General features: G+C 42.1%; 13 protein-coding genes. 9 read left to right on the top strand and 4 right to left on the bottom strand.

Annotated features, from left to right (window positions below):
- The first annotated feature begins 64 nt into the window (after positions 1-64).
- The 6 genes from DXB54_RS09820 to DXB54_RS09795 all read left to right on the top strand — a co-directional run bounded on the left by DXB54_RS09820 (position 65) and on the right by DXB54_RS09795 (position 7,094).
- Positions 65-1,396, top strand: a complete 1,332-nt coding sequence (locus DXB54_RS09820) for a glutamine synthetase family protein (RefSeq protein WP_021938758.1) — start codon at positions 65-67, stop codon at positions 1,394-1,396.
- Positions 1,397-1,450: 54 nt separating this feature from the next.
- On the top strand, positions 1,451-1,999 hold the full coding sequence (locus tag DXB54_RS09815; RefSeq protein WP_021938759.1) for an ANTAR domain-containing response regulator: 549 nt from the start codon (positions 1,451-1,453) through the stop codon (positions 1,997-1,999).
- Positions 2,000-2,084: 85 nt separating this feature from the next.
- Positions 2,085-3,302 (top strand): LL-diaminopimelate aminotransferase, encoded by a 1,218-nt coding sequence (locus DXB54_RS09810; protein ID WP_118695079.1) that lies wholly within the window; start codon positions 2,085-2,087, stop codon positions 3,300-3,302.
- Between the two features lie 118 nt (positions 3,303-3,420).
- The gene (locus DXB54_RS09805; RefSeq protein WP_118695078.1) at positions 3,421-4,977 is read left to right on the top strand and encodes an alpha-amylase; all 1,557 of its coding nucleotides are present in this window, start codon (positions 3,421-3,423) and stop codon (positions 4,975-4,977) included.
- A gap of 351 nt (positions 4,978-5,328) precedes the next feature.
- Positions 5,329-5,634: a YerC/YecD family TrpR-related protein gene (locus tag DXB54_RS09800; RefSeq protein ID WP_021938762.1), complete on the top strand. Its 306-nt coding sequence runs from the start codon at positions 5,329-5,331 to the stop codon at positions 5,632-5,634.
- 86 nt (positions 5,635-5,720) lie between these two features.
- Entirely contained in the window at positions 5,721-7,094 is a 1,374-nt protein-coding gene (locus DXB54_RS09795) for a DUF3810 family protein (RefSeq protein ID WP_118695077.1), read from the top strand.
- A 158-nt stretch (positions 7,095-7,252) separates the two neighbouring features.
- Here DXB54_RS09795 and DXB54_RS09790 read toward each other — a convergent pair whose 3' ends face one another.
- The 3 genes from DXB54_RS09790 to DXB54_RS09780 all read right to left on the bottom strand — a co-directional run bounded on the left by DXB54_RS09790 (position 7,253) and on the right by DXB54_RS09780 (position 10,131).
- Positions 7,253-8,098, bottom strand: coding sequence for a DUF1836 domain-containing protein (locus tag DXB54_RS09790; protein WP_118695076.1), 846 nt, complete (start codon positions 8,096-8,098; stop codon positions 7,253-7,255).
- A gap of 160 nt (positions 8,099-8,258) precedes the next feature.
- Positions 8,259-9,545 (bottom strand): HlyC/CorC family transporter, encoded by a 1,287-nt coding sequence (locus tag DXB54_RS09785; protein WP_118695075.1) that lies wholly within the window; start codon positions 9,543-9,545, stop codon positions 8,259-8,261.
- A gap of 406 nt (positions 9,546-9,951) precedes the next feature.
- Entirely contained in the window at positions 9,952-10,131 is a 180-nt protein-coding gene (locus tag DXB54_RS09780; protein WP_021938766.1) for a hypothetical protein, read from the bottom strand.
- Between the two features lie 165 nt (positions 10,132-10,296).
- On the opposite strand from DXB54_RS09780, the gene DXB54_RS09775 reads away from it, so the two are divergent.
- Positions 10,297-11,922 (top strand): ABC-F family ATP-binding cassette domain-containing protein, encoded by a 1,626-nt coding sequence (locus DXB54_RS09775; protein ID WP_021938767.1) that lies wholly within the window; start codon positions 10,297-10,299, stop codon positions 11,920-11,922.
- A 22-nt stretch (positions 11,923-11,944) separates the two neighbouring features.
- Entirely contained in the window at positions 11,945-12,955 is a 1,011-nt protein-coding gene (gene trpS / locus DXB54_RS09770) for a tryptophan--tRNA ligase (RefSeq protein WP_118695074.1), read from the top strand.
- A 107-nt stretch (positions 12,956-13,062) separates the two neighbouring features.
- Here trpS and DXB54_RS09765 read toward each other — a convergent pair whose 3' ends face one another.
- Entirely contained in the window at positions 13,063-14,067 is a 1,005-nt protein-coding gene (locus DXB54_RS09765; protein WP_118695073.1) for a hypothetical protein, read from the bottom strand.
- A 173-nt stretch (positions 14,068-14,240) separates the two neighbouring features.
- Here DXB54_RS09765 and DXB54_RS09760 point away from each other — a divergent pair, with 173 nt between their 5' ends.
- Positions 14,241-15,305, top strand: a complete 1,065-nt coding sequence (locus DXB54_RS09760; protein ID WP_118695072.1) for an alpha/beta fold hydrolase — start codon at positions 14,241-14,243, stop codon at positions 15,303-15,305.
- The last annotated feature ends 280 nt before the right edge of the window (positions 15,306-15,585 follow it).

Raw genomic sequence — 15,585 nt, 5'->3', positions numbered from 1 at the left:
CCATGATCCTGACATTTCACCATCGACCGTCACATATAAAAGCGTAGAAAAGGAGTATTAGACAATGGGAAAATACACAAAGGAAGATATTTTGCGTATGGTTAAGGAAGATGATGTAGAGTTCATCAGACTTCAGTTCACAGATATCTTCGGAGATCTTAAAAATGTTGCTATAACAGCAAGTCAGATCGAAAAGGCACTTGATAACAAGATAATGTTCGACGGTTCATCTATCGAAGGATTTGCAAGAATTGAAGAGTCAGATATGTATCTGTATCCTGATTACGATACATACGAGACATTCCCATGGAGACCACAGCAGGGCAAGGTTGCAAGACTTATTTGCGACGTTTATACACCGGATAACAAGCCATTTGCAGGCGATCCTAGATATGTACTTAAGAGAGCACTTAAGGAAGCTGCAGATATGGGCTACGAGATGAACGTAGGACCTGAGTGTGAATTTTTCCTTTTCCAGACTGATGAAAATGGTCTGCCAACAACAAATTCATATGAGAGAGCAGGCTACTTCGACCTGGGACCTCTTGACTTCGGTGAGAATGCAAGAAGAGATATGGTTCTTACCCTTGAGCAGATGGGCTTCGAGATCGAGGCTTCACATCATGAGTGTGCACCTGCACAGCATGAGATAGATTTCAAGTATGGCAAGGCGTTACCTACAGCAGATAACATCGAGACCTTTAAGCTGGTAGTTAAGACTATTGCCAAGAGACACGGATTATGTGCAACATTCATGCCAAAGCCAAAGTTTGGTGTATGTGGTTCAGGTATGCATATGAACATGTCACTTTCAAAGGACGGCAAGAATGTATTCGCAGATGAGAGTGATCCATTGGGATTAAGTGAGACAGCATACTACTTCATCGCAGGTATTATGGAGCATATGAAGGAGATGACAGCCATAACAAATCCGCTTGTGAATTCATACAAGAGACTTGTTCCCGGCTATGAAGCACCTATCTACATCGCATGGTCAGCAAAGAACAGAAGTCCGCTTATCAGAATACCTAGCGCAAGAGGCGCAGGAACAAGAGTTGAGCTTCGTTGTCCTGATCCAACGGCCAACCCATATCTTGCAATGGCAGTATGCTTAAGAGCCGGACTTGACGGAATAAAGAGGAAGCTTCAGGTTCCACCAAGTGTAGATACAAATATCTTTGAGCTTACCCATGAGGAGAAGAAGGCGAGACATATCCACAGCCTTCCTGCCAACTTAAGAGAGGCGGTTCTTGCAATGCAGGAGAGTGACTTCATGAGAGAAGCTCTTGGAGATCATGTATTTGACAGATATACAACAGCTAAGATGAATGAATGGGATGAGTACACCAAGCAGGTTACTGCCTGGGAGATTGATAACTATCTGTATAAAGTCTGATCAACAGTATCACCCCGTATAATTGCAGTTTAATTAAACAGTGAGGTTGATAAGGTGGTTAATGTAATAGTTCTATTCGGGAAAATCGAAGAAGCAAAAAGTATTAAAAACCTTCTCATACGCAATGGTATTAATGTAACTAAGGTATGTACAACAGGTGCACAGGCAGCTCAGGCTGCCGACGCCTGTGATGACGGTCTTATAGTATGCGGGTTCAGATATCCGGACATGTTGTTCTCGGATCTGAACGCCTGTATACCCGCCTGGTTTGACATGATCGTGCTTGCCTCCAAGGAGAATTACGAGCAGTGCCGCAATAATGAAGTGGTGTGTCTCACCATGCCTTTAAAGACCCAGGACTTTGTAAGCACAGTTAATCTCACCATCGATAACATATTGTGGGAGAGAAAGAAACGTAAGGCAAGACCAAAGGAACGTACCGAAGAAGAAAAAAAGATCATAAAGGCTGCAAAGCTTAGATTGATGAGTGAACACAATTTCGATGAGCAGGGTGCGCACCGTTACATACAGAAGAAAAGTATGGACAGTGGTATAAACATCGTTGAGATGTCGTATATGATTTTGAATGACAGTAACATTTGAGTAGTTTTTCGTTGCTGACTAAATAGGCTGATGTCACACATTGGCATGTGTGAGGTCGGACCATTACTAGGAGGAAAAATAAAAAATGTTTAAGGCAAATGACAATTATTTAAAATTACCTGGCAGCTATCTCTTTTCTACTGTTGCCAGAAAGCAGAGAGAGTATGTAGCAGCACATCCGGATTGTAATATAATCAGACTTAGCATTGGTGATGTAACACAGCCGCTGGCACCGGCTATCATTGAAGCCCTTCACAAGGCAGTTGATGAGATGGCGGTAGCAGAGACATTCAGGGGATATGCTCCGGACCTTGGATATGATTTCTTAAGGAGCGCAATAGTGGAGAATGACTACAAGGCAAGAGGCGTAGATATTGCCACAGATGAAGTATTTGTAAGTGACGGAGCCAAGAGTGACTCAGCCAATATCCAGGAGATATTCGCAGCGGACAGCAAGATCGCAGTGTGCGATCCTGTATATCCGGTATATGTTGACTCTAACGTAATGGCAGGTAGAACAGGTACATACGACAGCACCACAGGCCTGTGGAGTGATGTAATCTACATGCCATGCAGCGCAGCGAATAAATTCGCACCTGAGCTTCCAAAGGAGACACCGGATATCATTTATCTCTGTTTCCCTAATAATCCTACAGGTGCAACCGTGAAGAAGGAAAAACTTCAGGAATTTGTTGATTATGCAAATAAGGTTGGGGCAGTCATCGTTTATGATGCAGCATATGAAGCCTACATAAGTGAGGATGATGTTCCACATAGTATATATGAGTGTGACGGTGCCAAGACCTGCGCCATAGAGCTTAAGAGCTTCTCAAAGAATGCGGGCTTTACAGGTACACGTCTCGGATACGTTATAGTTCCTAAGGAGCTTAAGGACGCAGAGGGCACAAGCCTCAATGCACTTTGGGCAAGAAGACACGGAACTAAGTTCAATGGAGCTCCTTATATCGTTCAGAGAGCAGGAGAAGCAGTATATTCAGAAGCAGGAAAGGCTCAGACCAGAGAACAGATAGCATATTATATGAATAACGCCAAGGTTATTTCAGAGGGCCTTAAGGCAGCAGGCTATACAGTATCAGGCGGTGTGAATGCTCCGTATATCTGGCTTAAGACTCCGGAGGGCATGACAAGCTGGGAGTTCTTCGACTATCTTCTTGATAAGGCAAATGTTGTAGGCACACCGGGTTCAGGCTTTGGACCAAGCGGAGAGGGCTACTTCAGACTTACAGCATTCGGAACCTATGAGAGCACAGTCGAGGCAATCGAGAGAATAAAGAAGCTTTAATACAGGCAGTGTCAGTTGACACGTGGAGAAGAAGAGGGCGGCCCTTTGCCATAGCAAGCATTCAAGGTGCGAAGATATATTTCAAATGGGCTGATGTTAGAATTGTGGAGGTATTTTTATGGGGGATAATGGTCTTTTAGTTCAGTATTTTAATGCAAACACACCTGCAGACCAGACATTATGGACACAGGCAGTTAAGGATGCCCCTGTCCTTAAGAAGATGGGAGCTACCGCTGTGTGGTTCCCGCCTGCCACCAAGGCAGCAAGAGGCAAGGATGACGTGGGTTATGCAACATATGACCTGTATGATCTGGGTGAATTCAATCAGAAGGGGTCAGTTGCAACAAAGTACGGAACAAAGGAAGAATATCTTGCAGCCATTAAGGCAATGAAGGCAGCAGGAATAGATGTTTATGCGGATGTGGCAGTCCGCCAGAAGCTTGGAGCAGATAAGATAGAAGCAGTATCTGCAAATGATTTCAATGGCAGACCGGGACCACAGATGATAGGCAACAAGAGAACAGTGGGAGCACTTTCGAAGTTCACATTTCCGGGAAGAAAGAGCAAATACTCTAAGTTCAAATGGAACTGGCAGCATTTCGAGAAGATTGACTGGAAGCAGGATGAGTTCAGACAGCGTGTGATCGAGCTTGCCGGAATGGATCCTGAGAAGGCGGCTAAGGAATTCTCAAAGTATGACTACATAATAGGCTCGGAGCTTGACCTGTATAACCAGGAAGTATATGACGAGCTCATGAACTGGGCTGCATGGTATGAGACCATGACAGGAGTGGACGGTTTCCGTTTCCAGGAGGCAGAATATGTGCCTGGCTGGTTTATAAAGGACTTCTCACTGGCAGCAGCTCACGCAGAAAAGAGCAAGGTAGATATAGAGGCAGAACAGGGTGTTAAAGCGGCTGATGGAAGTGACGGCGCTGTGGATGGAAGCTCCACAGATAATGGCAGTGCTGATGAGCCTAAGAATATATTCGTTGTGGGAGATTTCTGGCATTGGAACAAGGATTATCTTAACGGCTACATTGACTCTACAGAAGGCAAGGCGGCAATGTTTGATGTTCCGTTACATTTTAATTTCCATGATTGCTCTTATGATGAGGGAGACTACGATCTCAGCAGACTTCTTGACGGATCACTTATGATGAGCAATCCTACCAAGGCAGTTACATTTGTAGATAATCACGAGTCACAGCCGGGAGGAATACTGGAGTCGGATGTAAGAGAGTGGTTCAAACCGCTTGCTTATGCAATAATCCTTCTTCGTGAGCAGGGCTATCCATGTCTCTTTATGGGAGATTATCAGGGAATTGCTGCGGTGAAGGTGAAGTCCAAGAAGACTATCCTTAACAAGCTCCTGAAGCTTCGTAAGAAGTATGCATATGGCGTGCAGCACGACTACTTTGATCATCCGGATGTGGTTGGATTCACAAGAGAGGGCGACGCAGAACATCCAGATTCAGGACTTGCAGTCATTATGAGTGACGGCGTAGGCGGAACCAAAAGAATGTATGTAGGCAGACAGTATGCAGGCTGCCATTTCGCAGATGTAATGGGAAATGCCAAGTACGACATCAAGATCGACGACGAAGGCTGCGGCGAGTTCTATGTAAACCGTCAGGGTGTAGCTGTCTGGATCAAGAAAGGCTGCAAGCTGTAGAGAGCATACGAGTCTGTAGCGGCAAGCTATGGAATGGCAACTCTGTAACATTAGGCTGAAAATGTGATAAACGAAATAAATAAAAGTAACAGACAAAAATAAAAAAGAGTCCGGCGACGTATCTGAAATTAGAGATACGTTGTCCGGACTTTTTATATTTACTCTTTTTGAGATTTTGATATCGATAATATGTTAGCTGCCCATCACTCTTTTTAGACACTTCCGTATTGCAAAAAATCAATTGATGGGGTATTATAAAAAAGTGCTTTAACACTATGCAAGAGTAAAGCATAACAGAAGTATAACAGTAAAAAACGAAAGCTTAATAAAATATAATGGGAGTGGTAAGAAATGGGAAAGACAGTGCATACAGAAGCAGTAAAAGACTTATTTGAAGCAATATTAACACTTGAAAACGAGGATGAATGTTTTTCATTTTTTGAGGATGTATGTACAATAAATGAATTGCTTTCAATCGCCCAGAGATTTGCTGTTGCCAAGATGTTAAAAGAAAATAATACATATCTTGAGGTGGCAGAAAAAACCGGTGCTTCTACAGCTACCATAAGCAGAGTAAACAGATCCTTAAATTATGGAAAAGACGGTTATGAGCTGGTGTTCGGAAGAATGAAGAGCTTCAAAAAGCCGGAAGAATAAAGAATATAACATAAGAAGAGATAAGAAAAGAAGTTCTGATAAAAGAAATAATAATAACTGATTTAAGCAGGGCATGACAGCCGGGTATGTTCCGGCGTGCCCTGACATCAAAACCCACAAAAGCGAAGGGAAGATCATATTTGATAAAAAGCAAATTAAAATCCTTGAGTTTGTACACGAAAACAATTCTGATGATCATAACCATCACTTTGATCATAAATCTAGTGGCGTTCAGCCGAAGTTTCTGCGATTTTTATACAAAACATATTTATCACCATATAGCGAATGCAATAAGCCGGGTTACAGGTATACTTCCGTTTAATTTGGGAGAGATAATGATGTATCTGGTGATGATCATGGCTGTGATCATGATCGTAGCATTACTGGCTCTTCTAATTGTTTTGTTAATGAGAAGGCTTGCGGCAGTATATAACAAGAAAGGTATAGGGCTTTTTTATAAGAAGTTCAGGCACTGTGTAGCAGTGTATATGAAGGTGATCTTGGCAACGCTCGTAGTAACTGCCTTGATATACACCCTTAATTGGTTCGTCCCTTTTCGCGGAAGCGGTGCACAGGTAGTGGCTGATATGAACGTGGAAGCAACTACAGAAAATGATGCCGGAGCAAATGATAATATATCCCCGGAAGCAACTGCGGGAGAGAACGCCAAAGCTAATGAAAATGTGAGTGGTGACAATGGTGTAGATACATCAGACGAAAGAGAGTACACCACTGAGGATCTATTCTCCCTCAGAGCTATATTGATAAATAACATAAATTCTCTGGCGGAGCAGGTGGACAGGGATGAAAATGGTTATATAAAGCAGGATGAGGATATATATGAGGAAGTGGTGAAAGCCATGGAGGGGCTTTCGGACATTTATCCGATACTTGATGGATATTATCCGAAGGTTAAGCTTGCTTACTGCTCTGACATCCTGGACTTTATGGGGATAGGCGGTTACACATACCCATACACCATGGAGGTCACCATCAACAAATATACAACCTACATGGATTATGGACCGCTGGTTGCCCACGAAATGGCACACCACAAGGGCTTTTATACCGAGAGGGACGCGAACTTCATAGGCTTTCTTGCAGGCACGAACAGTGACTCCGGGCTGCTGGCATATAGCTCCTACAGGTACATACTTAGCTATGTGACTGATGAATGTTACACTGCTGCAAATGAAATGTACAACAAGGATCCGGAAGGAACATTGGAATTCCTTAATAAGCAGCCTGAGCTCAGTGACCGGGTGAAACTTGATGATCAACATAATATAGAGGAATATCAGAAGAACTACGAGGCAAATGTAAATAAAGCCTTAGAAGAAAATGTATCCCAGGCTGCTGAAAGCGTAGCGGATGTTGGATGGGATACTCAGGCTGATCTCCTTGAAGAGAAAAATTATGACGGGGTAGTTCTTATGCTCTTAAAATATTATTTTCCATAAAACGTTTAAAAGTAAAAGATTATGCTGTTATATGGACAGAAGATTTTAAATTTGGCTACAGCTTGGAAGTTGATAAAGAGTCGAGGATAAGATGTTTCGCAAAAATAAAAAGCAGAAATGTTATCACACATATGATTTCATTTCTGCTTTTTTCAAGCTTATTTAATTTGGCTTCGATTTCCTGTTTGATTTGGCTTCACCTTTTGAGCTGCCTTCTGATCGGCACCGGATTTTGCGTTAGTTCCGGTCTTCGCGGTAGCCCCGGCTTTGCCCTTGGCGTTTGGCTGGCTCTTGGCTTTCTGGGCTGCTTTAGCTCTTGCTTCGTTTGAAGCTTTAGCTTTAATTGCAGCATCCTTTGCTTTCATGGCAGCCTCTTTTTCCTTGGCTTTAACTTCTTTCTCCTTTGCCTTTGCTTCCTTTTCCTGGATGGTACGCATATTATCGATCAAATGCTCGATATACTTTTTCTTAACGTATACATCCGCCGACAGGAGAGCAATAAGGCTCATGTCGTGGAGATAACCCTCATTCTGTGGATCATACATTTCAGAAGCTCTGTTGAAGGTGTTCATGATACTCTTCTGGATGTCCTTGTAGTGATCCTTCTGGTGATTGAAGATCTTGGCATATATCTGATCTATGCTCTTTGACGGATCATTACTTCCGAAATAATCCTCGATCATAGGCTTTAACAACGTCTGTATATCATTTATGCTGAGCAGGTTCTTCAGATAATAAATATAAATGAGAAGAATAAGGTGCTCCTTGGTATATCTTTTCTTGTTAGGAGGCGGAAGAAGGTCATTCTTCGTATAGTTGTTGATCATGGTCTTGGTCATGGTCTTTTCTTCTTCGTTTCTCTTGTTGTTATTTAGTTTTTCCTCTAAGAAGGTAGTGACCTGATCCATGTATAATTCAATGGATGGCACATCTGCCGGATCGATGAAGTTCAGGGAACTTGTCATTTCGATCAGATCTCGAATACTGCTTATATTATTTTCCATTTATATCTTCCGTTTCCTTAAAAATGATCTCCAAATCATGAAAATCACACAACACTACATCCTTATAATTATATAGGATTTATTTCTCTGCCACAAGAGATTTTTGGATATATCCCCAGATTTCATAAACAATTTATATTTGTTGTCCTGAAAATGAAAATTATTTAGTTTCTTCATTTTCCTCGGCCTTTGGCAGTATCTCCACAAGAACCCTGAGTACACGGTTCTTCACCATCTGGGTAACCTTGCAGAAGATAACGCCGTCTGTGACGGTGTCTCCCTGCTTCGGCAGATGATCCAGAAGTTCGATTATATATCCGCCCAGGGAGTCATAGTCCTCAGACCGGATATCAAGTCCCAGAGCGTCGTTAAGGTCATCAAGATTTATAGAACCATTTACACTGTAATGGGTATCGTCAAGCTTTACTATATTATTGTGCTCGGCAGAATCGTACTCGTCCTTTATGTCGCCGATGATCTCCTCCACAAGATCCTCGGTGGTGACAAGGCCGGCACACAGTCCATACTCATTTAAGGCGATGGCTGCCGAATTGGAAGTAGACTTCATGGTGCTAAGGAGGTCGTTTGTCTTCTGGAATTCAAACACATACAGAGGCTCTCTCATGATACTTCTGATCTTAAAATCATCATCCTTGTGGGTGGCTCTGTAGAAGAACAGATCCTTTATGTGAAGGAGACCGATTATGTGATCCTTTGACCCCTCGTACACAGGTATTCGGGTGTAAGGCACTTTCATGTAGATATTCAGCACACTGTCGTAATCTGCATCCACATCCACAACAGTCATGTCAACACGGGGAATCATAACATCCCTGACTCTGGAGTCGCCGAAATCAACCACATTTGTGATCATTTCCTTCTCCTCATCCTCGATTACACCTTCCTCCTCACTGACATTTACTACGGTACGAAGCTCATCCTCGGTGATCTTGGCACCGGTATTGTTCTTGTCAATTCGCAGGATAAAGAATATTGCGTCCGCAAGCTTATTTACGATCCATATTACAGGCGTAAGCACGAACATCAGGAACTTGATGATGTCAACATACAAAAGAGATATCTTGACGCTGTATAACTGGGCTACGGTCTTCGGTGTGATCTCGCCAAATATAAGAATAAGCAGAGTCAGTATACCTGTTGAAATACCTACGGCGGCACTTCCGAATACTCTTGTTGTAAGGGTTGTTGCAAGGGATGATGCTGAAATGTTTACGATGTTGTTTCCTATCAAGATGGTGCTGATCAGCTTCGCACTGTTTTCAGTAACTTTAAGGACTCTTGCGGCACGTTTGTTGCCGGAGTCTGCCATAGAACGCAGGGCGTATTTGTTTACTGTAGTAAGTGCTGTTTCTGCCGATGAAAAGAAAGCTGACAGAAGGATAAGAATGACGAGTATAATCAGTTGCATTATACCATTGGGGTCCATGTATTGATTTCTCCTTTAAAATAAAAATAGTAAATTGATCCTTATCACATGATATTTTTCTCAATATGATAATATAATTGGAATTTTACTTAAAGCTGTAGTTGTTGTCAATAGCTGTAAGGCATTGTGCCCCATGAAAATCGCCAAAGTAAAAAGATTTTAGTTCGCACACTTTAAATAAAAAATTGCCTGTGTACTTCAAAATAAAAAAAGATTTGTGTTTGACATTTTTGAAAATGAAAGATAAGAACGTAAAATTGGAATCCTTGGGTAGAGGCAGCCATAACAAAAAGGAGCACCTTCTCCGGTGCCAGATGTGCCGGTACCGAAAAAAGGTGCTCCCGGTTAGAAACCTTACGGCTTAGTCATAAGGATTATGCCAGGTCTCCCATGCTCCATACAGGTGTTAAAGATTTTTTGCAATCCTGTCGTAGAGATCAAGTGTACAGTGCTCGTTGCAGAAATGTGAGCAGTTAAGGCAGCTTACCTCATTTGCTGAGTTGCTGTAGCAGTCAGGACAATCTTTAACATCGTAAGAACTGCACCTTTCGGCAACTTCCCTGTAAGTTTCATTTGAACTTCTCATTTTGATTTCCTCCCGGTTTGGACATCAGTCCTGTTCCATATTTGTAGTTACAGTCATTAGTGTGGACATTTTTTAAAATTGTATTCACATCCCATTAATTCATTGACATGAACTCGGTGGATTGTTATACTTTTAGTTTAGAAAATGGGAAAGGTATATATTTATATGATAAGTGCAAATAACGTAACATTAAGATTTGGAAAAAAAGCATTATTTGAAGATGTAAATATAAAGTTCACCGAAGGTAACTGTTATGGTCTTATCGGTGCAAATGGCGCAGGAAAGTCTACATTCTTAAAGATCCTTTCGGGTGAGATAGAGCCGTCAAAGGGCGATGTGACCATGAACGAGGGTGAGAGACTTTCGGTGCTCCAGCAGGATCACTTCAAATATGATGAATACTCAGTATTGGATACAGTCATCATGGGAAATAAGAGACTGTATGACATTATGAAGGAAAAGGATGCCATCTACATGAAGGAAGACTTCACAGATGAGGATGGTATCAGGGCGGCAGAGCTTGAGTCGGAATTCGCAGAGTTAAATGGTTGGGAAGCTGAGTCGGACGCAGAGACACTTCTTAATGGTCTCGGAGTTGACACAGAATACCACTATATGCTTATGAAGGATCTGGACGGCGGCCTTAAGGTCAAGACACTTCTTGCCCAGGCACTCTTCGGCAATCCGGACGTACTTCTTCTTGATGAGCCTACAAACCACTTGGATATGGACGCCATCGCATGGCTTGAGGAGTTCCTCATCAACTTCCAGAACACTGTAATAGTAGTATCCCATGACAGATACTTCTTAAATAAAGTATGTACACACATTGCTGATATAGATTATTCAAAGATCCAGCTCTATGCAGGTAACTACGATTTCTGGTATGAATCAAGCCAGCTGATGATCAAGCAGATGAAGGAAGCCAACAAGAAGAAGGAAGAGAAGATCAAAGAGCTCCAGGAGTTCATTCAGAGATTCTCGGCAAATGCTTCAAAGTCCAAGCAGGCTACTTCAAGAAAGAGAGCACTTGAGAAGATCGAGCTTGACGAGATCAAGCCATCAAGCAGAAAGTACCCATACATTGATTTCAGACCTAAGAGAGAGATTGGAAATGAAGTTCTTACCGTATCCCATATTTCAAAGACGGTGGACGGAGAGAAGCTTCTTGACGATATATCATTTACAGTGGGACATGATGACAAGATTGCCTTTGTAGGACCTAACACAAAGGCAACAACAATGTTATTTAAGATCCTTGCGGGAGAGGAAGAACCTGACAGCGGAAGCTACAAGTGGGGCGTTACCACATCCCAGGGTTATTTTCCTAAGGACAACACAAAGGAATTTGACAATGATCTTATCATCGTTGACTGGCTCACACAGTATTCAGAGGAGAAGGATGCCACATATGTACGAGGCTTCCTTGGAAGAATGTTATTCGCCGGTGAAGACGGAGTCAAGAAGGTTAAGGTTCTCTCAGGAGGAGAGAAGGTAAGATGTCTTCTTTCAAAGCTCATGATCATGGGAAGCAATTGTCTCATCCTTGATGAGCCTACGAACCACCTGGACATGGAGTCCATCACAGCCCTTAATAACGGACTTATCAAGTTCCCGGGCGTTGTGCTGTTCTCATCCCAGGATCACCAGTTTGTACAGACCACAGCAAACAGAATCATAGAGCTTACAAATACAGGACTTATCGATAAGCAGACAACCTACGATGAGTACCTTGCAAATGATGAACTGGCAAGAAAACGTCAGGTCATGAATATGGATGTTGAAGATTAATACATTAGGAGGCGTAAAGCAAATGATAGACGGAAAGAAAGTACTGCTTTCAGGAATGCAGTCAACAGGAATTATAACACTTGGAAATTACCTTGGAGCCCTTAAGAACTGGGTGGACTTAAATGATGATGAGTCGGTTCAGTGTTTTTATGCAGTTATGGATCTTCACTCTATCACTGTAAGACAGGATCCGGCAACACTAAGAAAGAACGGAAGGACGCTCTACGCCCTTTATATAGCAGCAGGACTTGACCCTGAGAAGAACTGCCTGTTCTTCCAGTCCCATGTACCTGCCCACGCACAGCTTGCATGGATACTTAACTGCTATACCTACATGGGAGAGATGAGCAGAATGACCCAGTTCAAGGACAAGTCAGCAAAGCATGCGGATAACATAAACACAGGATTATTTACATATCCTGTACTTATGGCAGCAGATATCCTTCTCTATCAGGCAGATATGGTTCCTGTAGGTAAGGATCAGCTCCAGCACCTGGAGATTGCAAGAGATATTGCCGGAAGATTTAACGGTATCTATGGTGACGTATTTACAATACCGGAAGCTTACATGGGCAAGAGCGGAGCCAAGATAATGAGTCTTCAGGATCCTACAAAGAAGATGTCCAAGTCAGATGAGAATCCAAACGGAAGCATTCTTCTTCTTGATGATACAGATACGATCATGAGAAAGTTCAAGAGAGCCATTACAGATTCAGACGGATTTATAGCATATTCAGAAGATAAGCCGGGCATCAAGAATCTTATTGATATCTATGATGCAGTAACAGGAAATACTCCTGAGCAGACAGTTGCCGAGTTTGACGGCAAGGGCTACGGAGACTTCAAGATGGCAGTGGGAGAGGCTGTTGCTTCGACCCTTAAACCTGTACAGGACGAGTATGCAAGACTTATTGCAGATAAGACGTACCTTGACAGCATGATGAAAGAAAATGCAGCAAAGGCATCCTACTATGCCAATAAGACACTTCGCAAGGTATACAAGAAGGTTGGATTTATCGAGCTCCCAAGATAGGGAAGACAGGCTGCAGGAAAAAATATATAGACTGACAGTGAAAACAGGCAAAAACAGCGGGCAGAGAAGGTTAAATTTTCTCTGCCCGCCGCTTTTTTCTTTTGCTTTTACTGTTCTTCAAATGAAAGTCCGAGATCAAAGATGAAGTTTAACATCTTTCGCACATTTTCAATATTGCTGGTATCAGAACCCGGGAAGCATATATATGCCTGGTCAAAGTCAAGATTTAGTGACTTGGCGAAAGCAGTACCGCTTATATCAATGGCAAATACTTCGTCGTTGTCTTCATAATCCTTGGCTGACGTGAGAAGATCGCTGCAGCCTTTGCTGATGGCATTTGACAGGTCTGCGGTGAATATATCGTCAACAGGATATATCAGTGATGTCTTGGCACAATACTCAAGACCCTTTTTGTCAGTAATGATTATGTCATAGTAGTTAGTTCTGCAGTTGGTAGGAAATGAGGTGTAGGCGGCAGAATTGGAGTACTGCTGTGAATCCTCCTCGTAGGTATCAAGGTCATAATTTATACCAGCTGTGGATATTATCTGATATTTCTTCGTAGACATACCATAATATTCCATATAGTCCTTTTCAATCACGTCGGTGTTTATGTCGTAATAGTTCGGCGAATTAATGATGGCGTAGGATATGGCGACCGGCTTCTTGTTGTTTATTATGGTTCCCGCAGTGGATATCACAATGGCGATAACCAGTATAGGGATGATGATCTTCCATTTGTTGTACCGGAAGAAGAATTTAACCTTGGACTTAGTATCCATATCAGCCATTTCGGCATAGAATCGTTTGCGCAGCTCTTTTCTGCGCTGGCGTCCTGACAGCCCATGGAGCTCGAGATTATCCTCTGTCACTCTGCCTGCATCTGCCTCAACCTGGTTGGGATCCTTGAAGCCCTCTGCAACACGTCTTGTGGAGCCCTTTCGGACCGGCTCATACTCATTTATATCTTTGACCTTTTTTTTACTGTCGGTATTATCGCTCTCTTTATTGGTGCTTTTGTTATTATCCACGGATATATCTTTGTTGGTGCTTTGGCTATGGTCCTTGCCTGTATTCTTGAGATTGTCCTTCTCTTTATCTTCTGTGCTCATCTGAAGCCTCCTTTACTCATAGTACATTTGCTTTGTTTCCTATATTAACATATGAAAAATAATATAAAAAGAAATAAAGTATGAAAAAAGTCTGAAATGTCACAAAAGCATTTACTAAAAAAAATATCTATATTATTATAGAAAACATAAGAAATACAGAAGGGATAAAAATAATGAGCAAAAAAGTAAAAAACTTTCTCCACAAGTTCTTCAAGATATTCATCATATTTATGCTGGCTATCCTGGTTATAAATGTGATCGTATTTGTGGGACTTTACATCAATCACAGAAGCAAATGCAAGAAGGAGGCAGTCTACATGCACGCTCCCGGTGAGATGGTGAACATAGACGGCAAGAATATACATGTCCTTGAAGGGGGCGACACAGAGGCAGATACAACATTGGTATTCATACATGACGGACTGGTGTGTGATGACTCCATAGCACTCCAGCCATTATTTGATGAGCTTAGCGGGTATCACCTTGTTTATGTGGATAAGAGTGGATATGGATTTTCTCCGAGTGCCGATTCAGATAAGCATATAGATGCCATGGTTGATGACTACAGAAAGGTGCTTCAGGAAAAGGGCATAGAGGGACCTTATGTACTTGTTGCATCGGGCACCGGCGGACTTGATGCTGTGTACTGGGCAGATACATATAAAGATGAGGTACAGGCGATAATCGGTATGGATATGAACTATGCAGAGCAGTTTGACAGTATCACCACAGATGAGTATACGGGATTTTTTGATTATCTCATGATACAGTTCACCAAGATCGGTGGAATGAGACTTGCCAAGAGTTCATTCCCGGACAATATAGGCGATGTATATTCCGATATACAGATGAAGACCAGGGATGCCATTATAGCAGAGCGTGGCTATACAAGAGATATGTACTTCGAGAATTATTACACCGTTGATAATGCGGCAGCGGTTAAGGAACTGGGGATGCCTGAGGATATCCCTATGTATATGCTCATGGCCAATCCATTGCTTGAGCCGTATATAAATGATGACGAGACAGCCAAAACCACCTATGAAGAGGTCAAGGCGGAGGACGGGGACGAAGAGTTCGATTATGTAGCTGCATATTGCAGTGGCGCTAAGGAGTTCTACTCACAGTACAGCAATATAACCTGCGAAGAGATGTCCGGACCAGCAAGACTCTATACCTATGATCCGAAAGGAGTGTCAGAGAAGATATCCGGCTTTATAGAGGAAAATATAAAATAAGAAAATGCAGAAATATTAAATAAACATAAAAAACAGAAATATAATTCGTAAATGTAAAATAAGAATAAAAAGTGAAATTGAATTGTAAGAATGTCTGAGAGTATCCCGTTTTGTGAAACCTGTATCATAAAGCGGGATATTATTAATTGTGTGTCAATATAGTGAAACTGGAAAAATAGTATAAATAAAAATATGGTCTATTGGTGATATTTTTCTTCCCATTAACGCAAAAATGTACAAAAAAGATAAAAAGATATAAATAAACACTTGCCAAATTAGA

Origin of the sequence: Coprococcus sp. OM04-5BH (assembly GCF_003482105.1) — a bacterium.
In the GTDB taxonomy this organism is placed as follows: domain Bacteria; phylum Bacillota; class Clostridia; order Lachnospirales; family Lachnospiraceae; genus Coprococcus.
The sequence above is the reverse complement of the archived record's forward strand: the minus strand, read 5'-3'. Positions and strand labels throughout refer to the sequence as shown.